The sequence below is a fragment of the Sphingomonas sp. GC_Shp_6 genome (genome assembly GCF_026540835.1).
Classification (GTDB): Bacteria; Pseudomonadota; Alphaproteobacteria; order Sphingomonadales; family Sphingomonadaceae; genus Sphingomonas.
Genome location: NZ_JALNUO010000010.1, coordinates 66,628 through 90,723 on the forward strand (window position 1 = coordinate 66,628; position 24,096 = coordinate 90,723).

Annotated in this window: 24 protein-coding genes and 1 riboswitch; of the genes, 3 read left to right on the top strand and 21 right to left on the bottom strand. The window is 67.6% G+C overall.

The features are described 5' to 3' along the window. Positions 1 to 18: 18 nt before the first annotated feature. Positions 19 to 303, top strand: coding sequence for a DUF427 domain-containing protein (locus OXQ95_RS12585; protein WP_267381855.1), 285 nt, complete (start codon positions 19 to 21; stop codon positions 301 to 303). Between the two features lie 54 nt (positions 304 to 357). Here the strand turns inward: OXQ95_RS12585 and OXQ95_RS12590 are convergent, their stop codons facing one another. The 5 genes from OXQ95_RS12590 to OXQ95_RS12610 all read right to left on the bottom strand — a co-directional run bounded on the left by OXQ95_RS12590 (position 358) and on the right by OXQ95_RS12610 (position 6,280). Continuing rightward, positions 358 to 843, bottom strand: coding sequence for a GNAT family N-acetyltransferase (locus OXQ95_RS12590; RefSeq protein WP_267381856.1), 486 nt, complete (start codon positions 841 to 843; stop codon positions 358 to 360). A 15-nt stretch (positions 844 to 858) separates the two neighbouring features. Beyond that, positions 859 to 2,799, bottom strand: coding sequence for a phosphomethylpyrimidine synthase ThiC (thiC, locus tag OXQ95_RS12595; protein ID WP_267381857.1), 1,941 nt, complete (start codon positions 2,797 to 2,799; stop codon positions 859 to 861). 42 nt (positions 2,800 to 2,841) lie between these two features. Further along, positions 2,842 to 2,952, bottom strand: a riboswitch (TPP riboswitch). A gap of 93 nt (positions 2,953 to 3,045) precedes the next feature. After that, the gene (locus tag OXQ95_RS12600) at positions 3,046 to 4,059 is read right to left on the bottom strand and encodes a ferritin-like domain-containing protein (protein ID WP_267381858.1); all 1,014 of its coding nucleotides are present in this window, start codon (positions 4,057 to 4,059) and stop codon (positions 3,046 to 3,048) included. Positions 4,060 to 4,083: 24 nt separating this feature from the next. Beyond that, positions 4,084 to 5,157, bottom strand: a complete 1,074-nt coding sequence (locus tag OXQ95_RS12605) for a ferritin-like domain-containing protein (RefSeq protein ID WP_242097438.1) — start codon at positions 5,155 to 5,157, stop codon at positions 4,084 to 4,086. A 262-nt stretch (positions 5,158 to 5,419) separates the two neighbouring features. Next, positions 5,420 to 6,280: a MipA/OmpV family protein gene (locus OXQ95_RS12610; protein ID WP_267381859.1), complete on the bottom strand. Its 861-nt coding sequence runs from the start codon at positions 6,278 to 6,280 to the stop codon at positions 5,420 to 5,422. A gap of 218 nt (positions 6,281 to 6,498) precedes the next feature. Here OXQ95_RS12610 and OXQ95_RS12615 point away from each other — a divergent pair, with 218 nt between their 5' ends. After that, the gene (locus OXQ95_RS12615) at positions 6,499 to 7,014 is read left to right on the top strand and encodes a ferritin-like domain-containing protein (protein WP_242097440.1); all 516 of its coding nucleotides are present in this window, start codon (positions 6,499 to 6,501) and stop codon (positions 7,012 to 7,014) included. A 50-nt stretch (positions 7,015 to 7,064) separates the two neighbouring features. Here the strand turns inward: OXQ95_RS12615 and OXQ95_RS12620 are convergent, their stop codons facing one another. The 8 genes from OXQ95_RS12620 to rpmI form a co-directional block, all read right to left on the bottom strand. Further along, positions 7,065 to 7,829: a sulfite exporter TauE/SafE family protein gene (locus tag OXQ95_RS12620; protein ID WP_267381860.1), complete on the bottom strand. Its 765-nt coding sequence runs from the start codon at positions 7,827 to 7,829 to the stop codon at positions 7,065 to 7,067. Between the two features lie 18 nt (positions 7,830 to 7,847). Then, positions 7,848 to 9,056, bottom strand: coding sequence for a 23S rRNA (adenine(2503)-C(2))-methyltransferase RlmN (gene rlmN, locus OXQ95_RS12625; protein WP_242097513.1), 1,209 nt, complete (start codon positions 9,054 to 9,056; stop codon positions 7,848 to 7,850). A 62-nt stretch (positions 9,057 to 9,118) separates the two neighbouring features. Continuing rightward, positions 9,119 to 10,684, bottom strand: coding sequence for a peptide chain release factor 3 (locus OXQ95_RS12630; RefSeq protein WP_267381861.1), 1,566 nt, complete (start codon positions 10,682 to 10,684; stop codon positions 9,119 to 9,121). Between the two features lie 101 nt (positions 10,685 to 10,785). After that, positions 10,786 to 11,667, bottom strand: a complete 882-nt coding sequence (locus OXQ95_RS12635) for an aldose 1-epimerase family protein (protein WP_267381862.1) — start codon at positions 11,665 to 11,667, stop codon at positions 10,786 to 10,788. After that, positions 11,660 to 14,086, bottom strand: coding sequence for a phenylalanine--tRNA ligase subunit beta (pheT, locus tag OXQ95_RS12640; RefSeq protein WP_267381863.1), 2,427 nt, complete (start codon positions 14,084 to 14,086; stop codon positions 11,660 to 11,662). The genes OXQ95_RS12635 and pheT overlap by 8 nt, the downstream gene beginning before the upstream one ends. Further along, on the bottom strand, positions 14,083 to 15,261 hold the full coding sequence (gene pheS / locus OXQ95_RS12645) for a phenylalanine--tRNA ligase subunit alpha (protein ID WP_267381864.1): 1,179 nt from the start codon (positions 15,259 to 15,261) through the stop codon (positions 14,083 to 14,085). Before pheS ends, pheT begins: the two co-directional genes overlap by 4 nt. Positions 15,262 to 15,350: 89 nt before the next feature. Continuing rightward, positions 15,351 to 15,740 carry a 50S ribosomal protein L20 gene (rplT, locus tag OXQ95_RS12650; RefSeq protein WP_242097446.1) on the bottom strand — a complete coding sequence of 130 codons (390 nt, stop codon included), beginning with the start codon at positions 15,738 to 15,740 and terminating at the stop codon, positions 15,351 to 15,353. Between the two features lie 20 nt (positions 15,741 to 15,760). Beyond that, on the bottom strand, positions 15,761 to 15,964 hold the full coding sequence (gene rpmI, locus OXQ95_RS12655; protein WP_242097447.1) for a 50S ribosomal protein L35: 204 nt from the start codon (positions 15,962 to 15,964) through the stop codon (positions 15,761 to 15,763). A gap of 167 nt (positions 15,965 to 16,131) precedes the next feature. Between rpmI and OXQ95_RS12660 the strand changes: the two genes are divergently transcribed. Further along, a complete protein-coding gene (locus OXQ95_RS12660) occupies positions 16,132 to 18,222 on the top strand; it encodes an AsmA family protein (protein ID WP_267381865.1) in 2,091 nt (696 codons plus the stop codon). Between the two features lie 7 nt (positions 18,223 to 18,229). Here the strand turns inward: OXQ95_RS12660 and OXQ95_RS12665 are convergent, their stop codons facing one another. From OXQ95_RS12665 to OXQ95_RS12700, 8 genes are read right to left on the bottom strand one after another with little or no spacing between them, the layout of a single operon-like run. Beyond that, positions 18,230 to 19,099, bottom strand: coding sequence for a class I SAM-dependent methyltransferase (locus tag OXQ95_RS12665; RefSeq protein ID WP_242097449.1), 870 nt, complete (start codon positions 19,097 to 19,099; stop codon positions 18,230 to 18,232). Further along, entirely contained in the window at positions 19,096 to 20,490 is a 1,395-nt protein-coding gene (thrC, locus tag OXQ95_RS12670) for a threonine synthase (protein ID WP_267381866.1), read from the bottom strand. Before thrC ends, OXQ95_RS12665 begins: the two co-directional genes overlap by 4 nt. An 11-nt stretch (positions 20,491 to 20,501) precedes the next feature. After that, positions 20,502 to 21,137 carry an SURF1 family cytochrome oxidase biogenesis protein gene (locus tag OXQ95_RS12675; RefSeq protein ID WP_267381867.1) on the bottom strand — a complete coding sequence of 212 codons (636 nt, stop codon included), beginning with the start codon at positions 21,135 to 21,137 and terminating at the stop codon, positions 20,502 to 20,504. Then, on the bottom strand, positions 21,134 to 21,523 hold the full coding sequence (locus OXQ95_RS12680; protein WP_267381868.1) for a DUF983 domain-containing protein: 390 nt from the start codon (positions 21,521 to 21,523) through the stop codon (positions 21,134 to 21,136). The genes OXQ95_RS12675 and OXQ95_RS12680 overlap by 4 nt, the downstream gene beginning before the upstream one ends. Continuing rightward, positions 21,520 to 22,446, bottom strand: a complete 927-nt coding sequence (locus tag OXQ95_RS12685) for a cytochrome c oxidase subunit 3 (RefSeq protein WP_242097453.1) — start codon at positions 22,444 to 22,446, stop codon at positions 21,520 to 21,522. The genes OXQ95_RS12680 and OXQ95_RS12685 overlap by 4 nt, the downstream gene beginning before the upstream one ends. 31 nt (positions 22,447 to 22,477) lie before the next feature. Further along, positions 22,478 to 23,011: a cytochrome c oxidase assembly protein gene (locus tag OXQ95_RS12690; protein ID WP_242097454.1), complete on the bottom strand. Its 534-nt coding sequence runs from the start codon at positions 23,009 to 23,011 to the stop codon at positions 22,478 to 22,480. 10 nt (positions 23,012 to 23,021) lie between these two features. Further along, complete coding sequence (locus OXQ95_RS12695) at positions 23,022 to 23,162, bottom strand: hypothetical protein (protein WP_267381869.1); 141 nt, start codon at positions 23,160 to 23,162, stop codon at positions 23,022 to 23,024. After that, positions 23,159 to 24,058, bottom strand: coding sequence for a heme o synthase (locus tag OXQ95_RS12700; protein WP_267381870.1), 900 nt, complete (start codon positions 24,056 to 24,058; stop codon positions 23,159 to 23,161). The genes OXQ95_RS12695 and OXQ95_RS12700 overlap by 4 nt, the downstream gene beginning before the upstream one ends. Positions 24,059 to 24,096 lie beyond the last annotated feature (38 nt).

The following is a 24,096-nucleotide window of genomic DNA, read 5'->3' on the forward strand; positions in this document are numbered from 1 at the left end:
CCGGGCAGGAGGAACGTCATGGCCGAGGCACGCTGGAACGACATGCTGATCGCGCGGAGCGACGACATCGTGATCGTGGAGGGCAATTCCTATTTCCCGCGCGACTCGGTCGAGCCGGACGTCCTGCGCCCCAGCGCCACGACGAGCATCTGCCCCTGGAAGGGCACCGCGCATTACTACACGCTAGCCGTGAACGGCGCCGAGAACCCCGACGCCGTGTGGTATTACCCCGATCCCAAACCCGCCGCCGCCGAGATCGCCGGGCGGGTGGCGTTCTGGAAAGGCGTGGTGGTGCGGGATTGAGCGGGCGCACCCACGTACACGGTGATGCGCGCCCTTTGTCACGACGTGGGTTCGTTACGTCCGGACGAGAGGCAGGCGCATGGCCACGTCGCAGCGATCGTAGCTGTGGCCGAAGCGCGCCATGATCGCCGCGTCGTGTAGAAAGCCGGCGCGCTCATAGAGGTGGATCGCCGCTTCGCAGGCGTGGTTGGTAAGCAGGTACAGCGTCTCGATGCCGGGCAATTCTTTCGCCCGTTCGATCAGTGCCGCGAGCAGCACCGCGCCTGCCCCCGATCCGCGTGTTTCGGCACGGACGCCCATTTTGGTGAGCTCATAGGCGCCGGGTTCCGTTTGCATCAGCGCGCCCGCGCCCACGATCCGGCCATCGGGCGCGGCGATGAAGAGGATCACTCCGCCTTTGTCGACGATCGCCTCGCGCGGGTGCGCAAGGACGTGGCGGTCATGGTCCTCGAGCACGAACATATCCTCGATCCACGCCGCGTTGATGGCGTGGAAGTCCGCGGCGCGGGCATCGTCATAGGGCAGGATCGTGAAGGCCATGGTGTTGGGGTGCCCTTACTCCGCGGCTGGCAGATACACTTCGCTGCCCCTCGCGCGAAAGGTTTCGCGCATCTGCGCCATGCCGGCTTCGGCCTCTTCGACGGGGATGAACGTGGCGTCTGCCGGGCCGGGCTTCGCGGCGAAGTCGCGGCGGGCGGGGCCGCCGTCGTCGCCCAAAGCGGCGTTGTGCGCGGCGCGGCCGGCGGCGAAGTCGCGCACCTCCTGCGTGATCTTCATCGAGCAGAATTTCGGGCCGCACATCGAACAGAAATGCGCGGTCTTGGCGCCCTCGGCCGGCAGCGTCTGGTCGTGATAATGCTCCGCCGTGTCGGGATCGAGCGACAGGTTGAACTGGTCGCGCCAGCGAAATTCGAAACGCGCGCGGCTCAGCGCGTCGTCGCGCATCCTCGCGGCCGGGTGGCCCTTGGCGAGATCGGCGGCGTGCGCGGCGAGCTTGTAGGTGACGACGCCCGTCTTCACGTCGTCGCGGTCGGGCAGGCCCAGATGCTCCTTGGGGGTGACGTAGCAGAGCATCGCGGTGCCGTACCAACCGATCATCGCAGCCCCGATGCCGCTGGTGATATGGTCGTAACCGGGTGCGATGTCGGTGGTCAGCGGCCCCAAGGTGTAGAAGGGCGCCTCGCCGCAGACCTGAAGCTGCTTTTCCATATTCTCCTTGATCTTGTGCATCGGCACATGGCCGGGGCCCTCGATCATCACCTGCACGTCCTGCGCCCAGGCGCGGTGGGTCAGTTCGCCCAGCGTGTAGAGCTCGCGGAATTGCGCCTCGTCGTTCGCGTCGGCGATCGAGCCGGGGCGCAGCCCGTCGCCGAGACTATAGGCGATATCGTACGCCTTCATGATCTCGGTGATCTCGTCGAACCGTTCGTAGAGGAACGACTCGCGATGATGGCTGAGGCACCATTTCGCCATGATGCTGCCGCCGCGGCTCACAATCCCGGTCACGCGCCTGGCGGTCATGGGGATATAGGCGAGGCGGACGCCGGCATGGATGGTGAAATAATCCACGCCCTGCTCGGCCTGTTCGATCAGCGTGTCGCGGAAGATTTCCCAGGTCAGTTCCTCGGCCACGCCGCCGACCTTTTCGAGCGCCTGGTAGATTGGCACGGTGCCGATGGGCACCGGCGAGTTGCGGATGATCCATTCGCGCGTGTCGTGGATGTTGCGTCCGGTAGACAGGTCCATCACCGTGTCCGCGCCCCAGCGGATCGACCAGACGAGCTTGTCGACCTCGGCCGCGACGTTGCTGGCCACCGCCGAATTGCCGATATTGGCGTTGATCTTGACGAGGAAGTTGCGACCGATCGCCATCGGCTCGGATTCGGGATGGTTGACGTTGCTGGGGATGATCGCCCGGCCGCGCGCCACTTCGTCGCGGACGAATTCGGGCGTGACGAAATCGGGGATGCTCGCGCCGAACGACTCGCCGTCGCGGACGTGATCCTTGCGCAGCGCGCGGCCGAGATTCTCGCGCGTGGCGACATATTCCATCTCGGGCGTGACGATGCCGCGCCGGGCATAGTGCATCTGGCTGACATTGGCGCCGGCGCGCGCGCGCAGCGGCCGTTTCACCGCCTGGGGGAAGCGTGCCACGCCGCCCGAACGGTCGGGCCCGATTTGACCATTGTCCTCGGGCCGCAATTCGCGTGCGCCGTAGGGTTCGACGTCGCCGCGCGCCTCGATCCAGGTGCGGCGCAATGGCGGCAGGCCGGCGGCGATGTCGATCGTCGCCTTCGGATCGGTATAGGGGCCGCTGGTATCGTAGACGCGCAGCGGCGGCTCGGTGCAGGAGGGATCGAGTATGATCTCGCGCATCGCCACGCGGTGTTCGCCGACATGGATCTTGCGACTGCCGCGGATCGGGCCGGTAGTGACGCCGATCGGCGCGTTCGCCGCGTGGATAGCGGCCCCATCGGCTTTGTTCGGGACAGGCATAAGTCGCGCTCCAATAGGTCGGAGCGAGGACGATGGCGGCGGGAGCCGGAACCGCTCCCTCCCTCCGCCGGTGTCAACCGGATCAGGTTCAGCGGGTCATGGGCTCCTGCCCAATTCTCAAGCGCGGATCGAAGCGCTCCCCCGGGGATGGCCGGAGCATAAGCGCGCGACCGCGCCCACGCCAACGAAAAAGAGCCGCGCGATCCGGGGATCGCGCGGCTCGTCTCGAACGCGGTGGCGGGGCGATCAGGTGTTCGCCGTGCTCGCCACGATGTTGCCGTTCAGGCCGTTCGGGAAGAACCCGCCCGAACTGGAGATGGCGGCGTTCAGATAGACGATGTGCAGCACCTGGCTTGTCGTGCGGCCGAACACGATGCTGTTCGAATCGGTCGGCACGATGTTGGCCGAGCCGTCCGCATTGGTGATGCCCTGATCGTCGTCGCTCGACCCGTCGACGGCGTCGCGGACGTCGCTGATCTTGTTCGCATAGGTGACGAGCGCGGGGACGGTGAGCCCCTTGCGGTACAGCACGGTGCGGATCAGGCCGGCGTGATAGGCCTCGACTGCGAGGATGCCGGCGGCGGCCTCGGTATAGGTCTTGTTCACCAGCAGCGGGGCGGCACCCTTGTACGCGCTGACGCCGACGTCCTCGAAGATGAACGCGCCCAGAAGAAAGCTCTCGTCCGAGGCATAGGGATCGAAGGTGGTCGCGTTCGGGTTGGGGCTCCCCGGGCCGATGATCTTGGCCGCCAGCGCCGCCTGGCTGAAGGCGCCGGAGGAGGTGCTGCCATCGATGTTGATCGACGGCAGCGAGACGGCGGCAGAACCGAGCGCGGAACGAAGGAAATTGACGTGCGCCACTTCGTCCGCCGCGATCTCGCGGGCATAGGCCGCGACGATCGGATCGGTGAACGTCACCGCGCGGCCGCCCATGACCGTACCGACCGTGCCGGTGCCCGAGATGCTCGCCGACGAAAGGCCGGTGCCGTACACCGCAAAGGAGTAGAAGCTCGCCTCGAGATATTCAAGGTTCAGCGCGAAGTTCAGCACGTCGATATCGACCTGCGCCGTGGTGGCGGTCGCCGTCGGAGTGGGCGTGGGGGTCGGCGTCGGATTGTTGTCGTCACCGCAGGCGGCGAGCAGCGACAGGCCGCCGACCGCGGCGGTGGCGCCGCCGGCATATTTCAGAAAGGTGCGGCGTTCGGCGCGACGCTTCTCGGTCGCCGCCATGATTTCCATCATCGTGTTCGTATCGGTCATCGGATCTCTCCCGAATGCAAGGGCTTACGACTGCAGCGTGCTGGTCTTGATGTTGCCGTTCACGCCGTTCGGGAAAAACCCGCCGGCGGTAATGGCCGCCTTGGACAGGTAGACGATGTTCAGCACCGAGCCGGGCGTGCGGCTATAGGCCAGACCATTGGAGTCCGTCGGCACGATGTTGGTCGCGTTGGCACCGTTGATCGTGGAGCTGGCGATGCCCTGGTCGTCGTCGCTCGATCCATCCAGGCTGTCGCGTGCGTCCGAAATCGCCGTGGCACTCGTGATGAGCGCGGGGATGGGGGTGCGCGCCGGATAGGTGCCGCCACCATAGGCTGCCGGGATCGCCGTGCCGCCGCTGCTGGTGCCACGTGCGTACAGGACGGTACGGACCAACGAGGCGTGATAGGCCTCCACCGCCAGGATGCCGGCTGCGGCCGACAGATAGGTGGCGTTGGAGATCAGCGGCGAAGCGCCCTTATAGGCGGTGACGCCGACGTCTTCGAAGATGAACGCACCGAGCAGGAAATTGTCGTCCGATGCGTAGACGTCGAAGAAGCTCGTCTGGGTGTTGCCGGTGCCCGCATCCGGGATGAGCTTGGCTGCACGCGCAGCCGTGCTGAACGCGCCGGTCGGCGTGATACCGACGTCGATCGTCGGCTGCGCGACGGCGGCCGAGGTGAGCGCCGAGCGCAGGAAATTGACGTGGTTGATCTCGTCCTGCGCGATTTCCTTGGCATAGGCCGCAACGACCGGATCCTGGAAGTTCACCGCACGCGCGCCGGCATTGTAGGTCGCCGACGTGGTATAGCCGTTCGTGCCCGTGCCCGTCGTCATCGACGCGGCGATAGGGGTGCCGAACACCGCATAGGAATAGAAATTCGCCTCGAGATATTCGAGGTTCAGCGCGAAATTCAGGATGTCGAGATCCTGCTGCGCGCCGATGTTCGCCGCCGACTGGGCGGAGGCCGCACTGGCGAAGGCGAAAGCACCCGCGCCAACGGCCGCGGCGCCGAGCGCGGTAGTGAAGAAAGCGCGGCGATCGTTCCGCCGTTCGACGCGCGCGTCAAAGGCTTCGATCAGTTTCTGACTGTCGGACATGCTGGCAACCTCCCTCTGGGATTTCGTTGTGAGTCGCAGACTAGTTGAATTTCAATATGTTGCAAGCAGGAGATGCAGCCAGATACTTGAAAAACACCTGCGATTACTTGGAGAAGACACGAAGGCCCATGCCGCAAACGGATGCGGGGACAGGGCGAGGACCGATCATCCTGCGCAGATACGCATCGACCCGCCATGCGGATGCATGACGGGTCGAAGTTATTTTCGAAATCCACGCGCCGCGTCGGCGGCGGCGGAAAAATCAGAAGGTGTAGGCCAGGCCCAGCGCGCCGTACCAATTGTTGCGGCTGCCCTCGATGCTGACGAGCGGGCTCGCCGCGAAATCGTTCATCAGATGCGAATAGGAGACGCCGCCGACGACGGACAGACCGTGGAGCAGCGTGCCGGTGATCGAATAATTGCCGAGCGCGGTGAGGTTATAGTTCTTCCAGCCCTTGTTGGCGTTGAACACGGGCAGGCCCGAGCGCGCCGAACCGAACGCATCGACGCCGAAATAGCTCTGCGCGTAACCGCGGCCGGCATAGTTCGCGCTGCCCGACAGCGCGACATAGGCCTTGGTGCTGAGCGGCGTGCCGTAGTTGATCGTCGGGGTGACGACATAGCTGTCGTAGATGTTGGTCACGTCATGGACATAGGTGACGTTGACCGACAGCTTGTCATAGGGGCTGGTGATGACGCCGGTCTTGCCGATGCCCACGAAGCCGCCGAGTTCCACCGCGAGCTTCTTCTTGCCGAGCGCCTCGACGCGGGCATCGTCGATGCGGCTCACCCGGTTGAAATTGAGGCTGACCACCGGCCCGAGCTGGAAGTCCCACACCGGGCCGGGGGCATTGCGGATGAGATCGAGCGAGAACTGCGTGCCGGCAACCGCGAAGGCATAGCCGTCATACACGCCCTGCGCCTGGACGATGCCGGTGATCTCGTTGTGCCGCGAGCCGTCATAGCTGGGCACGGTGGCAACGCCGGCGCCCACGGTGACGCGGTTGGCGTTCAGGTCGATCGCCTGACCGCCGCCGGCGCTGCTGTCCTGCGCCATGGCGGCGGCGGGGGCGAGAAGGGCGGCGGAGGCCGCGGCGAACAGGACGAAGGTGGATCGGCGCAAGGCGAGGGCTCCAGAAGATGTTTCAGTTCCGAAACGCCCCCTCGGCGCGTTGGCTCCACCGCGCTACCGATCCCGACCCAGGTGTTGCATAACAGCATCACCCCACCGCCCGCGCTGCCCCCGAAAAACTCTTTGGACGCGGGCGGGACCCTGAGGGCGCGTGCGCGTTACCGCTTCAGACGGCGGCGCCGTCGATCCACTTGAAAGGACATCATGTCATGGGTTTGTTCAGCAAGGACATCGCGACGTTCGACGACCTGTTCCACCACCAGCTCCAGGACGTCTATTATGCCGAGAACCAGATCACCAAGGCGCTGCCGAAGATGATCGAAAAGGCGACGGCCCCGGCGCTGAAGGCGGGCTTCGAGCAGCATCTTCGCGAAACCGAAGGCCAGATCCAACGGCTCGAGAAGATCTTCCAGCTCCGCGGCGAGGAAGCCAAGGCGGTCACCTGCCCGGCGATCGACGGCATCATCAAGGAGGCCAATGAGGTGGCCGGCGACATCGCCGACAAGGCGGTGCTCGATGCGGCGCTGATCGCCTCGGCGCAGGCGGTCGAGCATTACGAGATCACGCGCTACGGCACGATGATTACCTGGGCCAAGCAGATGGGCCGCGACGACATCGCCGCGATCCTGAAGGAAACGCTCGACGAGGAATATGCGACCGACGACAAGCTGACCGATCTGGCGACCAGCCAGGTGAACGCGAAGGCCGAAGCGGTCAGCGCCTGAGCCCAGGGCCGGGCCGCGGGGAGTATGCCCGCGGCCCGGCCTCGTTTCCCTCAGAGCCCATAGGCGCGGCGGAAGAAGACGATGGTCGTGGCGCCCGTCACGATCAGCGTCCACCAGCGGATCGCGCGCGGCGAGAGACGGCGGCCGAGATGCGCGCCCGCCCATCCGCCGACCACCGCCCCGACCAGCATCGGCAGGCACGCCGTCCAGCGCACCAGTCCGGTCGCCGCGAACACGATCGCCGCGGCGAAATTGGCCACCGCCAGCATCAGCGTGCGCGGCGCGAACAGCGCGCGCGGGGTGGCGTTGGCGAGCAGGCCGTAGATCGCGGTCGTCATCAGCCCCACGCCACCACCGAAATAGCCGCCATAGACGCCGACCAGCGATTGCGCCGCGACGAGCGCGCGCGGCCCGATCGTGACGCGCGCGTGAAGCCATGCCGACGCCCGGCCGCCGAACGCGATCACGAGAAACGCCATCAGCAACAGCCAGGGAATGATGACGTCGAACAGGCCGCTGGGCGTCGCGTAGAGAAGCACGCTGCCGATCAGCCCACCGACGAAGGTGATGGCCGAGAGCAGTCGGATGGACACGCCGGCGACAGGCCCGAGTTCGTCGCGGAACGCCCAGGCGCTGGTGGCGGCGCCCGGCATCAGCGCCACGTTGCTGGTTGCGTTGGCGAACCGCGCATCGAGGCCCATGCCGAGCGTGAGCGCCGGGATCGTCGCGAACGTGCCGCCCCCCGCCAGCGCGTTCATCGCGCCGCCGATCAGCCCCGCGCCCGCCGCCAGCGCGATCGTGCCCGGATCAGCCATGGGGAGCGGCCGCGTGAATCAGGCCGGCACCGACTGTTCGGATTGCGCCTGCGCATCGCGCGCCGCGCGGCTGATCTTTTCGGAGGCGGTCTTCAACTGGCCGCACGCCGCATCGATGTCGCGCCCGCGCGGGGTGCGTACCGGTGCGGAGATGCCAGCCTCGAACACGATGTCCGAAAACCGCCGCACGCGCTCGGGCGTGGAGCATTGATAGGGCGCGCCGGGCCAGGGGTTGAAGGGGATCAGGTTCACCTTGGCCGGCAGCTTGTATTTGCGCAGCAGCCGGACGAGCTCGTGCGCATCGGCGTCGCTGTCGTTCTTGTCGCGCAGCATGACATATTCGAACGTGATCCGCCGGGCGTTGTTGGTGCCGGGGTAATCGGCGCACGCCTGGAGCAGCTCCTCGATGCCATATTTGCGGTTGAGCGGCACGATCTCGTCGCGCACTTCCTTCGTCACGGCATGCAGCGAGACGGCGAGGTTCACCCCGATTTCGGCACCCGCACGCGCCATCATCGGCACGACGCCGCTGGTGCTGAGCGTGATCCGCCGGCGCGACAGCGCGAGCCCGGCGCCGTCCATCACCAGCTTCAGCGCGTCGCGGACATTGTCGAAATTGTAGAGCGGCTCGCCCATGCCCATCATCACGATGTTGGTCAGCATCCGCCCCTCGGGATGGCTTGGCCATTCGCCCAGGCCGTCGCGGGCGAGCATCACCTGGCCGACGATCTCGGCCGCGGTCAGGTTGCGGACGAGGCGCATCGTGCCGGTGTGGCAGAAGGTGCAGTTGAGCGTGCAGCCCACCTGACTCGACACGCACAGCGTGCCGCGGTCCGCATCGGGGATGAAGACCATCTCGTAATCCTGCGCATCGTCCGAACGCAGCAGCCATTTGCGCGTGCCGTCGCTCGACACCTGCGCCTCCACCACCTGCGGGCGGCTGATGACGAAGCGCTGTTCGAGCCAGGGGTGCATCGCCTTGGCGATATCGGTCATCGCCGAGAATTGCGTCGCGCCCCGGTTGTAGATCCAGTGCCAGAGCTGCTTGGCGCGCAGCTTCGCTTGTTTCGGCTCGAGCTGCGACGTCTCGAGCGCCATGCGCAGATCGTCGAGCGACAGGCCGAGCAGGTCGATCCGCCCATCGGCACGCGGCACGAGGGCGCGCGGGACGGGCACGGGATCGATGTGCCCGGGGATGGGCATGAGGGCGGTGGCGGCGGGCATCATCGCCACATAGCGCGGAACGCAGGATTTTTCCACTGTGCCGGCCATGCCGGCAGAAGGGCGCGTCAGCGTTCCCGCGTGGCCGCGAAACGCACCTTGGGATAGCGGTCCGCCGCATAGCCAACGTCCCACGCGCTCTTGGCTAGGAACACCGGGTTGGCGTCGCGATCCTTCGCCATCGAAGACCGGTTGAGATCGGTGAAATTCTTGAGATCGGCCGGATCCTCCGCCGACACCCAGCGCGCGGTGTCGAACGGGGCGGGCTCCAAAGCGGCGGCCACCTTATATTCGGCGTCGAGCCGCGACAGCAGCACCTCGAGCTGCAACTGCCCGACCACGCCGATGATCCAGTTCGAGCCGATCTCGGGATAGAAGACCTGGGTCACGCCCTCTTCGGCCATGTCGTCCAGCGCCTTGCGCAACTGCTTGGTCTTGGTGAAATCCTTCAGCACCACGCGGCGCAGGATCTCGGGCGCGAAATTGGGCAGGCCGGTGAAGCGCACCGCGGCGCGTTCGCTGAGCGTGTCGCCCACCCGCAGCGTGCCGTGATTGGGGATGCCGATGATGTCGCCCGGAAACGCCTCGTCCGCCAGCTCGCGATTCTGTGCGAAGAACAGGATCGGCGAATGCACCGCGATCGGCTTGCCGTGCCCGGTGGGGGTAAGCTTCATGCCGCGCTTGAAGATGCCCGAACACAGCCGCATGAACGCGATCCGGTCGCGGTGGTTGGGGTCCATATTGGCCTGCACCTTGAACACGAAGCCGGTCACCTCGGCCTCGTCGGGCGAGACGGGTGCGGGTTCGGCGGGCTGCGCGCGCGGCGGCGGCGCGAAATCGGCGAGGGCCGCGATCAGCTCGGCCACGCCGAAATCCTTGAGCGCCGAACCGAAATAGACCGGCGTCAGGTCGCCGCCGCGATAGGCCTCGGCATCGAAGGCGGAATAGGCGCCCTGCGCCAGCTCGGCCTCCTCGACCAGCTTTTCGAGCCCGTCCGCGCTCAGTACATCGGCGAGCTTGGGATCGTCGAGCCCGTCGAACGCCAGCGGCGTGCCGAGAAATTCGCGGCTGCCGCCCTCGGGCCGGCTCAGCGTGTTGGCATAGAGGTCGTACACGCCCTCGAATTCGCCGCCCATGCCGACCGGCCAGCTCATCGGGCATACGTCGAGCTGCAGCATCTCGGCCACCTCGTCGAGCAGTTCGAAGCCGCTGCGGCCCTCGCGGTCCACCTTGTTGACGAAGGTGATGATCGGCACGTTGCGCAGGCGGCACACCTCGAACAGCTTGCGCGTCTGCGGCTCGATCCCCTTGGCCGCGTCGATCACCATCACCGCCGAATCGACCGCGGTCAGCGTGCGATAGGTGTCTTCGGAGAAATCCTCGTGCCCCGGCGTGTCGAGCAGGTTGAAGGTGATGCCCTGGCGTTCGAACGTCATCACCGACGAGGTGACCGAGATGCCGCGCTGCTGCTCGATCTTCATCCAGTCGCTCCGCGCCCGCCGCGTCTGGCCGCGGGCCTTCACCTCGCCCGCCAGATGGATCGCGCCGCCGAAATAGAGCAGCTTTTCGGTCAGCGTCGTCTTGCCGGCGTCGGGGTGCGAGATGATCGCGAAGGTGCGGCGGGGGGATGTCATCGTGATGTCCGGTCAGGAGGAGAACGAGCGGGAAAGTCCTGCCCCGCCTCGTTCCGAACGACGGCGCGCGACGCGAACGGGAAGGGGGGGGGCGCCGCGCGTCAGGGCACCAGCGTGACGCTCATGCCGATCCGCATCGTCTCGCCCGCCGCCACTTGGAACACGCCGGGCTTCGCGCGGAAATCGCCGGTGAAGCCCTCGGGATCGGCGATGCCGTGCCATGGCTCGACGCAGACGAAATGCGCGCCGGGCTTGGTCCACACGCCCAGCCGCGGCGTGTCGGGAAAGGCGATGTGGAGCGTGGGGCCATCGGCGGCGCCATAGACGACCGACTGCGATTCGATCGGATCCCACACCAGCGCGTCATGTTCGAACAGCGCATCGGCCAGGTGCAGCGTGCGGCCGTCGAGCGGCGAGGCGCGGGTCTCGGCCGCGATCAGCCCGTCGGGCGCGATCTCGCGCAGCCGGGCGGGCTCGTCGCGTTCGAACAGGATGCGGTGCGCGTCGCGCGCCCGGCCATAAGGCAGCGGCCAGGCGAAGGCGGGATGGAAGCCGAATTGCGCGGGCATCGGCGCGTCGCTGCGGTTGGTGATCGCCGCCGCCAGCGTGATCGTCGCGCCTTCGATACGATAGGTGAGATCGAGCGCGAACGGGAACGGATAGTTCGCGCGGGTCTGCTCACTGTCGGTGAGGCGCAAGGTGACCGATGCGGCATCCTGCGACACCACGTCGAACAGCGAATGGCGTGCGAACCCGTGCTTGGGCATCGGATATTCGGTGCCGTCCAGCCGGATCACGCCGCCATTGGTGACGCCGATCGCGGGAAACAGGATCGGCGCATGGCCGGTCCAGAAGGCCGGGTCCGCATCGGTCATCAGCGCGCGGCCCTGCGCATCGCGCAGATGCGTCAGTTCGGCGCCATAGCTGTTGATCGCCGCCGACAATTCGGCGCTCGCGATTTCGATCATCTGCGGATCAGCCACGTAAGCTCGCTCCCAATTTGGCGGCGGCGGCAACCACCTTGTCCGCCACCGCCTTCAGTTCGGCCTCGGTAAAGCTCTTGTCGCCCGGTTGCAGGACGATCTCGATCCCGAGCGAGGTCTCGCCGTCGCGCGCGAACCGGTCGAACACGCGTGCGGCCACGATCGCGGCCTTGTCCGCGCCCTTCACCGCGCGCACCAGCGCGTCGGCGGCAAGGCCTTCGGGCACCAGGAACGCAAAATCGCGGCGGACGGGCTGGAGCGCGGGCGGCGCATAGGCGGGGCGCATGAAGCCCCCCGCTCCATCCTTGCCGCCACGCTTGGCCGGCAACGCGTCGAGATACAGTTCGACCGCCGCGACCGCGCCGTCGAGATCGAACGCCTTCAGCACGCGCGGGTGGAGCATGCCGAACGCGGCGAGCACGGTCTTCGGCCCTAGCCGCAGCGTGCCCGACTGGCCGGGATGCCAGGCCGGGTCGGCACCCGCCGCTTCGGGGCCCATCACCTGCAGATTGTCGACCGGCGCGCCCGCCGCGGCGAGCAGCGCGATCGCCTCTGCCTTGGCATCATAGGCGTCGAACGTCGCCTTGCCCTCGCGCCAGCCGCGCGCGCGGCGCTCGCCCGCCAGCACCACGCCCAGCGTCGGCCGCTCGGCATCCGCCAGATAGCGGCGGCCGATCTCGAACAGGCGCAGGCTCGTCGTGCCGCGCCTGGCGTTGCGCGCGGCGGCGGCGAGCAGGCCGGGCAGCATTGACGGACGCATCACGCGCAGCTCTTCGCTGATCGGATTGGCCAGCCGCCACGTGCCGCCGCCGAACGGCGCGGCCTCGGCATCCGACACGAAGCTCCACGTCACCGCCTCGTTCAGCCCGCGCGCCGCGGCGGCGCGGCGCACGCGGCGCTCGACGCGCTGTTCGGGCGTGGCGGTCGGGCGCGCGACGCCGGGCGTGCGGGGCAGGGGGACGGAGGCGACCTTAGCGATCCCCTCGATCCGGATCACCTCCTCGACCAGATCGGCGGGCCCGTCGACGTCGCGGCGCCAGCTCGGCACGTTCACCGGCCAGGCGCCTTCGATCGTTGCGAACAGCGCGTCGCTGAACGCGTCCGCGCTTCGGATCGCGCCGACCGTGAAGCCGAGCGACAGCAGGATTCGCGCCTGCCGCTCCGGCGCGACATAGAGGCCACCCAGATCGGCGCAGAGCCGGGGATCATAGATAATGGTGCGCGGCGCGACGGGCGCCTCACCCGAGCGGGTGATCGCGCTGGGCGTGCCGCCGCAGATCTCGAGCACCAGCCGGGTCGCGATCGACAGGCCGGTATCGAGAAAGGCGGGATCGACGCCGCGTTCGAAGCGGCTGCGCGCATCGCTCGTCAGCGTCAGCGCCTGTCCGGTGCGCGCGATATGGTCGGGATCGAAATAGGCGCATTCGATCAGCACGTCGGTCGTGTCGTGGCTGACGCCGGAATGCGCGCCGCCCATGATCCCGCCGATGTCGTGCACCTGCACGCCGTCGGCGATCACGGTCATCGCGGGGGTGAGCGTATAGGTGCGGCCGTTGAGGGCCTGGACCTGCTCGCCGGGCCGCGCCTTGCGCGCGACCAGGCCGCCCGACAGCTTCGCGCGGTCATAGACGTGGAGCGGCCGGCCGAGATCGATCATCACGTAATTGGTGATGTCGACCAGTGCGGAGATCGGCTTCTGTCCGATCGCGATGAGCCGGCGGCGCATCCATTCGGGCGATTCGCCATTGGTGACGCCGGCGACCGATTGGCCGAAAAAGGCGGGGCAGCCCGCCGGATCGTCAGTGCGCAGATCGGGCGCGGGGCCGTCGCCATCCACGGGGGGCAGCGACAGCGGCTTCAGCGTGCCGAGCCCCGCCGCCGCCAGATCGCGCGCGATGCCGCGCACGCCCATGCAATCCTGCCGGTTCGGCGTGATGCTCACGTCGATCACCGGATCGGTGAGGCCGGCATAATCGGGATAGGGCGTGCCGACGGGCGCATCGGCGGGCAGCTCGATGATCCCGTCATGGTCGTCGCCCAGCTCCAGCTCGCGCGTCGAACACATCATGCCGTTCGATTCGACGCCGCGGATGCTCGCCACCTTCAGCGTCACGTCGAGGCCGGGGACATAGGCGCCGGGCGCCCCGAACACCCCCACCAGCCCGGCGCGCGCATTGGGCGCGCCGCACACGACCTGGAGCGGCCCGTTTCCGGCGTCGACCGAGAGCACCTGCAGCTTGTCCGCCTGCGGGTGGCGTTCGGCGCTCAGCACGCGCGCGACCGTGAACGCCGCGAGCTTCTCGCCCGGATTCTCGACGCCCTCCACCTCGAGACCGACACGGGTGAGCGCCTCGACGATGGTGGCGAGATCGGCGTCGGTCTCGAGATGCGCCTTCAGCCAGCCGAGCGTGAACTTCATGCGCCTACTCCTCCGCTCAGCGTGGGTACGTCGAGCGACGAGAAACCATAATGTTTCAGCCAGCGGATATCGCCGTCGAAAAAGGCGCGCAGGTCGTCCATGCCGTATTTCAGCATCGCCAGCCGATCGATCCCGCAGCCAAAGGCGAAGCCCTGCCATTCCGCGGGATCGAGCCCGCAGGCGGCGATCACCCGGGGGTGCACCATGCCGCTGCCCAGCACCTCCATCCAGCCGCCGTCCGCCGCATCGCCGCTGCCGCCGATCACGCGCTTGCCCTTCACCAGCGTATAGCCGACATCGACCTCCGCCGAGGGTTCGGTGAAGGGGAAATAGCTCGGCCGCAGCCGCAGCACGATGTCGTCGCGCTCGAAATAGGCCTTCAGGAACGTTTCCAGCGTCCATTTCAGATGGCCGAGCGTGATCCCCTTGTCGATCACCAGCCCCTCCACCTGGTGGAACATCGGCGTGTGGGTGGCGTCGCTGTCGGAGCGATAGGTGCGGCCTGGCGCGATGATGCGAATGGGCGGTTTCTGGCTCAGCATCGTGCGGATCTGCACGGGCGAGGTGTGCGTCCGCAGCAGCATCCGCGCAGCGTCGCCAGACGCGAGCACGGCCGACGGCGAGCCAGGCTCGCCGTTCGACGACGGGCTTTGCCCGTCGCGCGCCGTGTCGCCAGCCGTTCCCGCCTGCGGCTCGCAATAAAAGGTGTCGTGCATCGCCCGCGCGGGGTGGCTCTCGGGGATGTTGAGCGCGGTGAAATTGTGCCAGTCGTCCTCGATCTCCGGGCCCGTCGCAACCGCGAAGCCCAGATCGGCGAAGATCTCCGCCAGCTCGTCCATCACCTGGCTGACCGGGTGCACCGTGCCCGCGGACGGCGCATCGACCGGCAGCGTCATGTCGAGCGTTTCGGCGGCGAGGCGCGCGTCGAGCACGGCGGCCTCGAGCGCCGCCCTGCGTTCCGCGATCGCCGCGGTCACGGCCTCGCGCAGGCCGTTGATCGCCGGGCCCTGCACCTGCCGCTCCTCGGGCGCCATGCCGCCCAGCGTCTTCAGCAACTGGGTCACGCGGCCCTGCTTGCCGAGCGCCTCGACGCGCACCGCATCGAGTGCGTCGAGCCCGGGGGCGGCCTGCACGGCGGCGAGCATGTGCTCGCGCATCTGGTCGAGTTCGATCATGATTTCCTCGGGCGTTTGGTCGCCGATAACGAAAAGGGCGCGGATGGCCTAGCCACCCGCGCCCCGTTTCGCGTTCGCTGCGGATCGCCTCAGGCGGCCTGGGGCAGAGCCGCCGCTTCGACCTGGCTCAGCGCATGCTTCGCCTGCGCGATGATCGCCGAAAACGCGGCCTCCTCGTGCATCGCGATGTCGGCGAGCACCTTCCGGTCGAGTTCGACGCCGGCGAGCTTCAGCCCGTGCATGAACTGCGAATAGGTCAGGCCCTCGGCGCGGACGCCGGCGTTGATGCGCTGGATCCACAGGCCGCGGAACGTGCGCTTTTTAACCTTGCGGTCGCGATACGCATATTGGCCGGCCTTTTCGACGGCCTGGCGGGCGATGCGGATCGTGTTCTTGCGACGGCCATAATAGCCCTTCGCCTGTTCGAGAATCTTCTTGTGCTTGGCGCGGGTGGTTACACCCCGTTTGACGCGTGCCATGGTCTAAATCCTTCTAAAGCTCAGCGCAGGCCGTAAGGCGCCCAGGCCTTCACAGCGGCCGTGTCGGCCTTCGACAGCACCTTGGTGCCGCGGTTCTGGCGGATATACTTGCCGTTGTGGTGTGCCAGGCGATGGCGCTTGCCGGCGACGCCGTGCTTGAGCAGGCCAGTGGCGGTGAGCTTGAAGCGTTTCTTGACGCCGCTCTTCGTCTTTAGCTTGGGCATTTTGGTCCTTTCGGTTGGACGACCATCCCCTGAAATCGCCGCGGCAGCCCACACTGGCCGGGCGATTCGTTCGACGGGGGTGCATCGAGGAAGCGGGGCGCATAGCCGCTGCCCCGGTGTAAATCAACCGTGCTGGAACCAGCCTGCGGCCCGTGCGATACGCAGGCATGACCGTACCGCGTAACGACATCGCCGATCCCGTGCCCGTGGCACCCCGCCGCCGCCGCTGGCGCCGCATCGGGTTGCGCATCCTGATCGGGATCGTCGCGCTGTTCGCCGCGATCTGGCTGGTGCTCTACATCACCAAGGGACGGTTCCTGAAGCACAGCTTCGAGCGGATCGTCGGTTCGCTCACCCACCGCACCGTCACCGTACGCGGCGATTTCCAGCTCTATTTCGATCCCTTCGCGATCAAGTTCCTGGCCGAGGGCTTCTCGCTGTCCAACCCCGCCTGGGCGACGCGGCCCAATCTGTTCCAGGCGGACCGGCTCGACAGCCGCATCGCGCCGCTGTCGCTGATCTGGGGCAAGCGGCGGTTCCACTGGCTGACGCTGACGAACGGCGCGGTCGATCTGGAATGGAACGCCGCGCACGACAGCAACAGCTGGACGTTCAGCGAGGCCAAGGGCGGCAAGCCGCTCGAATTCCCGATCATCGGCCGCGCCACCGTCACCGGCACCACGGTGCGCTATCTCGATTCACGGCTGAAGGTGCTGGCCGATCTGTCGATCGACACGATCCGATCGCAGAACGCCACGATCGGCGATGCGGTGCACTTCACCGGCAAGGGGCTGGTGCGATCGACGCCGTTCACGCTGACGGGCGCGCTGCTCTCGCCCGACGCGACCGTCGCGCGCGGCAAGAACGAACTGCGCGCCGAAGCGCATCTGGCGCACAGCGTGGTGGATGTGAGCGGCACGCTGCCGAGCATCGCCGAGATCGAGAACGTGCCGCTCGCGGTCCAGGCGCGGGGCCGCAACCTGAACGAGCTGCTCCATGTGATCGGCGTGGTGATCCCCGAGACGCGGACCTATCGGATCAAGGCGCAGCTCGTGCAATCGGGCGTCGAATATCGCTTCACCCACCTGACCGGCACGTTCGGCGACAGCGACATGGCCGGCAAGTTCACGATCCGCGACGTCGAGCCGCGCATCCATATCGACGCGACGCTGGCGACGAAGAGCCTCGACATCGTCGATCTGGCGCCGTTCATCGGCTACAACCCGGACGTGGTCGCCACCAAGGGCGCGGTCGCTGCCGCCGCGCAGACCGGCGCGGCACCCGCGCGCGTTCTGCCCGACGGCGCCCTGCCGGTGGACGCGATGAAGAATTTCGACGCCGATGTGCACTACACCGTGGGCGTCGTCCGATCGAAGAACGTGCCGGTTTCGAACATCGACATGACCGTCGCGCTGAAGAACAGCGAGCTGCAGCTTTCGCCGTTCAGCTTCGCCATGGCGCGCGGCAATGTCGCCGCCGACATCATGATCGATGCGCAGCGCCGCCCGGCGCATACCAGCTACGACATCCGTCTCGCGCCCACGCCGATGGGCCGGCTGCTCGGCGGCTTCGGCGTGGCGGAGGCGGGAACGACGGGCACGATCAAGGGCCGGATCCGGCTGGAGGGCGATGGCGACACGGTGCATGATTCGCTTTCGACCGCGAACGGCCGGATCGCCTTCACCATGCCGCAGGGCACTTTCTGGACGCGCAACGTCCAGCTCGCCGAGCTCGACATCGGCACCTTCGTGCAGAAGATGTTCCAGGACAAATTGAAGCAGCCGGTCAAGATCAACTGCGGCGCGATCGCCTTCACCGTCCGCCACGGCACCGCGGCGGCGGACCCGATCCTGATCGATACCGAGAAGAACGTGATATTCGGCCGCGGCGGATTCAGCTTCGCCACCGAGAAGATGGATATGGCGTTTCGCGCGGACGGCAAGAAGTTCAGCCTGTTCTCGGGTCAATCGCCGATCGGGCTGGGCGGCTATTTCTCGAAGCCGTCGATCGACGTCGTCAGCCCCGAACTCGTCGGCCGCGCGGGCACCGCGATCGGGCTCGGGCTGCTGGCGACGCCGGTGGCGGCGGTGCTCGCCTTCGTTGATGTGGGCAACGCCAAGGCGGCGGCCTGCGGCCCGGTGCTCGCCGCCGCGCATGCCAGCGCGCAGCGGACGACCAAGGGCGGTCCGCTTCCCGACGCCGGCAACGGCACGCCGTCCAAGGCGATGCCGCGCAAGAAATTCCTGGGGATCTTCTGACCGCGCCTCAGCGGCGCCAGCGTGCCCAGATCGCGGTGGGCAGCGCCAGCCCGCGCGCCTCTTCGCGCACGCCCAGCTCGCCGCATTCGACCTGGCCCGGCATGTCCGCGAACGCCTGTCGCAGCATCTCGCCGATCGCGAGCGCGGACATCCGCACCGCATAGACGGTGAGAAACAGGAAGCGCGAGTCGGCATCGAGCAGCTGCCGGCAATCGGCGATCAGGCCGGGCAGATCTTCCTCCAGCCGCCACAATTCGCCGTCCGGGCCGCGGCCATATTTGGGCGGATCGAGCAGGATGCCGTCGTAACGCCGCCCGCGCCGCACCTCGCGCGCGGTGAACTTCACCGCGTCGTCCACGAGCCAGCGAATCGGTCTGTCGGCCATGCCCGACAGCACCGCATTGGCGCGCGCGGCGGGCACCGACTTCTTCGACGCATCGACATGCACCATCTTCGCGCCCGCCGCGGCCAGCGCCAGCGTGCCGACGCCGGTATAGCCGAACAGGTTCAGGCACTCGGGCGCGTCCAGCCCCGCGAGCTGCCCGCGGGCCCAGCGCCACACCGGCGCCATGTCGGGGAAGAAGGCGAGATGGCGGAACGGCGTGGTCTGCGCGGTGAAGCGCACCTCGTCCCAACGCAGCGGCCATCCCTCCTGCGGAATGGGCTCGCGATAGTCCCACCGGCCGCCGCCATCCTCGTCCGCGCCGGGCAGAAATTCGGCGCTCGCCCGCCAATCGGCGCCGGCGGGCGCCCACAGCGCCTGCGGTTCGGGGCGGATGAAGCGGAAGCGGCCATAGCGTTCGAGCTTGCGGCCGCCGCCGGAGTCGACCAGCCCGTAATCCGCCCAGGGCTCGCCGATCAGCGTCTCGAGCGTCATGATTTGGGCGTGGCGTGCTCGGCCAGATAGCCGGCGATGGCCTCGAACGTCGCGGGCAGCGTGACGTAGCGTTCCTCGCGGTCGAACAGGTCGCCCACGCGCAGCGGCATCGGCGGGCGCTTGCCGGTCGCGCGCTCCACCGTGTCGGCGAATTTGGCGGGATGCGCGGTCGCCAGCGTCACCATCGGCACGTCCACGCCCGCGCGGCGCGCGGCGGCCAGCCCGATCGCGGTGTGCGGATCGATGATCTGCCCTGCCTCGTCGCTAGCCCAGCGCATCGCCATCGTCATCTCGTCAAGATCGATCCGGTCGCTCGCGAACAGCGTCGCGGCGCCCTCGCGCTGCGCGTTGGTCAGCCGCATCGCGCCGCTGGAATCGAAGCCGTCCATCTGCCGCGCCAGCGCCGCGCCGTCGCGCCCGCCCAGATCGAACAACAGCCGCTCGAAATTGGAGCTGACCTGGATGTCCATCGACGGCGTCGGCGTCGCCTGGACGCCGGCCTTGGCATAATCGCCGACGCTCAGCGCGCGGTGGAGGATGTCGTTGACGTTGGTCGCCACCACCAGCCTGGCGATCGGCAGCCCCATGCGCGCCGCGACATAGCCGGCGAACACGTCGCCGAAATTGCCGGTCGGCACCGAGAACGCCACCGCGCGTTCGGGCGCACCGAGCCGGACGGCGGCGTAGAAATAATAGACCACCTGCGCCATCAGCCGCGCCCAGTTGATCGAATTCACCGCGGACAGGCGGTAACGTTCCGCCGTTTCGGCATGGTTGAACAGCGCCTTCACCAGCGCCTGCGCATCGTCGAAACTGCCTTCGATCGCGATATTGTGGACGTTGGGCGCGAGCACCGTCGTCATCTGCCGGCGCTGCACCTCCGACACCCGGCCGGCGGGGTGGAGCATGAAGATGTCGATCCCGTTCCGCCCCGCCACCGCGTCGATCGCGGCGGATCCCGTGTCGCCGCTGGTCGCGCCGACGATCGTCAGCCGCTCGGTCGTCCCGGTCAGGAATCGTTCGAAGAACAGGCCGAGCAATTGCAGCGCCACGTCCTTGAACGCGAGCGTCGGCCCGTGGAACAGTTCGAGTAGCCACTGGTCGTGATCGAGCTGGACGAGCGGGGTGACCGCGGCGTGGCTGAAGCGGCCATAGGCCTGTTCGCATAGCGCGCGCAGCTCGTCCGCGGTCATGCTGTCGCCGACGAACGGCGCCATCACCGTGACGGCGGTATCGACATAGGAGGCGCCGGCGAGCCCCGCGATCGTCGCGGGCGCGAGCGTCGGCCAGGTCTCGGGCAGATAGAGGCCGCCATCGGAGGCCAAGCCCGCGAGCGTGGCGTCGCGGAAATCGAGGACGGGCGCGTTCCCGCGGGTGCTGACGTAGCGCATGGCGCTGCGGGTTAGCGCTCAGGGGGCGGGGGCACAACCGCGCGCATCCGGCGGCGCACCGCGATCGCATAGATGATCGCCGCGATCGCCGCGAACAGGAACCACTGCACCGCATAGGCCAGATGGTTGTTGGGCACCGCGCTCAAGTCCGCGGGCGGATTGAGCTTGAGGCCCGGCGGCGGCGTGTCGGCCACGATCATCAGCGGCTGCGCCGTGCGATCGAGGCCGGACAGGACGAGCGGGCGGTGATCGGGCACATGGGTGATATAGCCCGACACGCGGCCGCCCGCCCAGTGCGGCCGCGCGTTCGGATCGCTGCCCACGCCCAGCTGCACGCTGAAGCCTGGGCCTTCCGCGCCCGTCCGGCACGCCGCGATCTGGCGCCAGCCCATGCTGCCGTCCGCCGCGCGCCCCGCCTGTTTCGACCAGCCGACGGGTTGCAGGCAAAAGGCGCTGGCGCGGCGGAACAGCACGCCATCGTCGGGGAAACGCGGCAGCGCGATCGCGGGCAGCGCCTGGTTCCGGGCATAAAGCGCGATCAGCGCCTCCTTCTCCGCCAGCCGGTGGAGTTGCCAGACCCCCAGCGCCACCATCGCGGCCACCGCGATCGCCACGACGATCGTGGGTACGATCGGCAGTCGCCTCACGGCCGATCCCGGTCGATCCGGCCCTCGCGCGCGGCGTTCTGGTACTCGGCGGCCATCAGCGCGCCCTTGGCGAGTCGGAGCATCGCCAAGACGGCGGCGAGCGCGAAGGCGGGCCAGATCAGCACATGGACCCACCAGGGCGGCGACAGCGCCAGTTGCAGCCACACCGCGAGCCCGACCACGAGGGTGCCGAGGATCAGCGTGAGGAAGGCGGCGGGCCCGTCACCCACGTTGAACTGCGCGAAATCGAGCCCGCAGGCGGTGCAGCGATTCGCGAACTTGATCCAGCCGGTGAACAGCGTCGGCTTGCCGCAGCGCGGGCACAGGCCCTTCAGCCCCGCCTGGAGGATGCTCGGCGAAAGCGGCGGCGGGGCGGGCTCGCTCACCCCGTCGCGACGGGTGCGCCCCAGCCGCCCCAGACATAGATGGTGACGAACAGAAACAGCCACACCACGTCGACGAAATGCCAGTACCAGGCGGCCGCCTCGAAGCCGAAATGCTGGCGCGGGGTGAAATCGCCGCGATAGGCGCGCACCAGGCAGACGATCAGGAAGATCGTGCCGATCATGACGTGGAAGCCGTGAAAGCCCGTCGCCATGAAGAAGGACGCGCCATAGTTCAGGCCCTTGAACGGGAAGGGCGCATCCGAATATTCATAGGCCTGGATCGAGCTGAAGAGCAGCCCCAGCAGGATCGTGCACCACAGCCCCTTCAGCACGCCGTCGCGGTTGCCGACGCCGATCAGGCCCCAGAGTCCCGTCTTCTCGCCGCCGCGCTGCCCGTGGATCAGTGCGTGGTGCGCCCAGGTGACGGTGGTGCCCGACAGCAGCAGGATCAGCGTGTTGAGCAGCGGGAAGCGGAAGGGGTTGATGACCTCCAGCCCCTTGGGCGGCCATTGCGCGACGATCGCGGCGGCGCCCTCGGTCGCGCGCGTCACCTGGCCGTCGGCGAAGGTCATCGCGGTCGGGAACAGCGAGAAATCGAAGAACGCCCAGAACCAGCCGACGAAGAACATCACCTCGGAGGCGATGAACAGGATCATGCCATAGCGGAAATGAAGCTGGACGACGGGGGTGTGATCGCCGGCATGCGCCTCGTGCACCACCTGCGCCCACCAGGAGTACATGGTGAAGAGCACGCCGCCCAACCCCAGGAAGAACAGCCACCCGCTGCCATTGGGATGGCCCACATGGCCGGTGTGCATCCAGGCGATCCCGCCCGCCGCCATCAGCAGCGCCGACATCGAGCCGAACAGCGGCCAGATGCTGGGGGGCAGGATGTGGTAATCATGGTTCTTCGCGCCGGCCATCTCGCTTCCCCGTTTCTGTTCTGCCGTGATCCTAGCCCGCCGCCTTGCCCGAATCCACCGGGTAAAACGTGTAGCTCAAGGTGATGGTCTGCACGTCGGCGGCATCGGGATCCTTAAGGATCGCGGGGTCGACGTAGAAGATCACCGGCATCCGCGCGGTCTCGCCGGGCTTCAGCGTCTGCTGGGTGAAGCAGAAACACTGGATCTTCTTGAAATATTTGCCCACCGCATCGGGCTGGACGTTGAACGTCGCCGTGCCCGTCACGGGCGTCTTCGCGTTGTTGGTGGCCAGGAAGAACGCCATGTCGCGCGCGCCCACGTCCACCGTGTCGGACCGTGCCTCGGGCCGGAAGTTCCACGCCAGTTTCGGGGCAACATTGGTGTCGAACGCGATCGTGATCTGGCGGTTCACCGCGCCCGGCGCCTGAAGGCCGCGGCCGGTGGTGCCGTTCAGGCCGGTCGCCTGGCAGAACAGGCGGTAGAGCGGCACGCTGGCCCAGGCGAGCCCGGTCATGAAACAGATGCCGATCACCGCGAACATCGCGGTCCGCTGCGGGCGGGTCATGCCGCGGCGCTCATGTCATCGCGATCCGGATCTTGGCCAGCGTGATCGCGAAGATCAGGATGACGAGCGCGCCCAGCATCAGCGCCAGCGCGATCGACCGGCCGCGCTGGCGGCGGCGGATCAGATCCTGGAGATCGGGATCGGGCGTCATGCCAGCCACCGGTCCGCGACCAGCGCGCCGAAGATCACGAAAAGATAGAGGATCGAATAGCGGAACAAGCGTTTCTCCGGGATCATCGCATCGTCGGTGCCGGTGGTGCGCACCGCCACGGCATAAGCCAGCCAGCCGAACCACGCCGTCGTGGCGAGCGCCACCGCGCCGTAGAGATCGCCCGCCAGCCCCAGCGGCCAGGGCAGCAGCGCCGCCGCCGCCATGGGGATGGTGTAGAGCCCGATCTGGGTGCGCGTGACGCGCTCGCCCGCCACCACGGGCAGCATCGGCACGCCGGCATTGGCGTAATCGGTCTCGACGAACAGCGCGAGCGACCAGAAATGCGGCGGCGTCCACAGGAACACGAGCGCGAAGAGCAAGAGCGGCAGCAACGCCACCTCGCCCGTCGCCGCGGCCCAGCCGATCAGTGGCGGAAATGCGCCGGCGGCGCCGCCGATCACGATGTTCTGCGGCGTCCGCCGTTTCAGCCACACCGTATAGACCAGCACGTAGAACAGGATGGAGAGCGTCAGGATCGCCGCCGCCGCCACGTTCACCGCCAGCCCCATCAGGATGACCGAAAAGGCCCCGAGCCCGACGCCGAAATGCAGCGCCGACTGCCGATCCATCCGCCCGCCCGGCAGCGGCCGCTTCTGCGTGCGGCGCATCGCCGCGTCCAGATCGGCTTCATACCATTGGTTGAGCGCCCCTGCCGCACCCGCGCCGAGCGCGATGCAGAGGATCGCGGTAAAGCCCAGTACCGGATCGACATGCACCGGCGCCGCCAGCATGCCGCACAGGCCGGTGAACACCACCAACGTCATCACGCGCGGCTTGGTCAGCGCGAGGAAGTCGCGCCAGTCGGCAGGGGGAAGGAGCGGCGCCGCGATGGTCATTCTCGCCCCGCTATACGCCGCCGCCGGGCAGGGGGGAA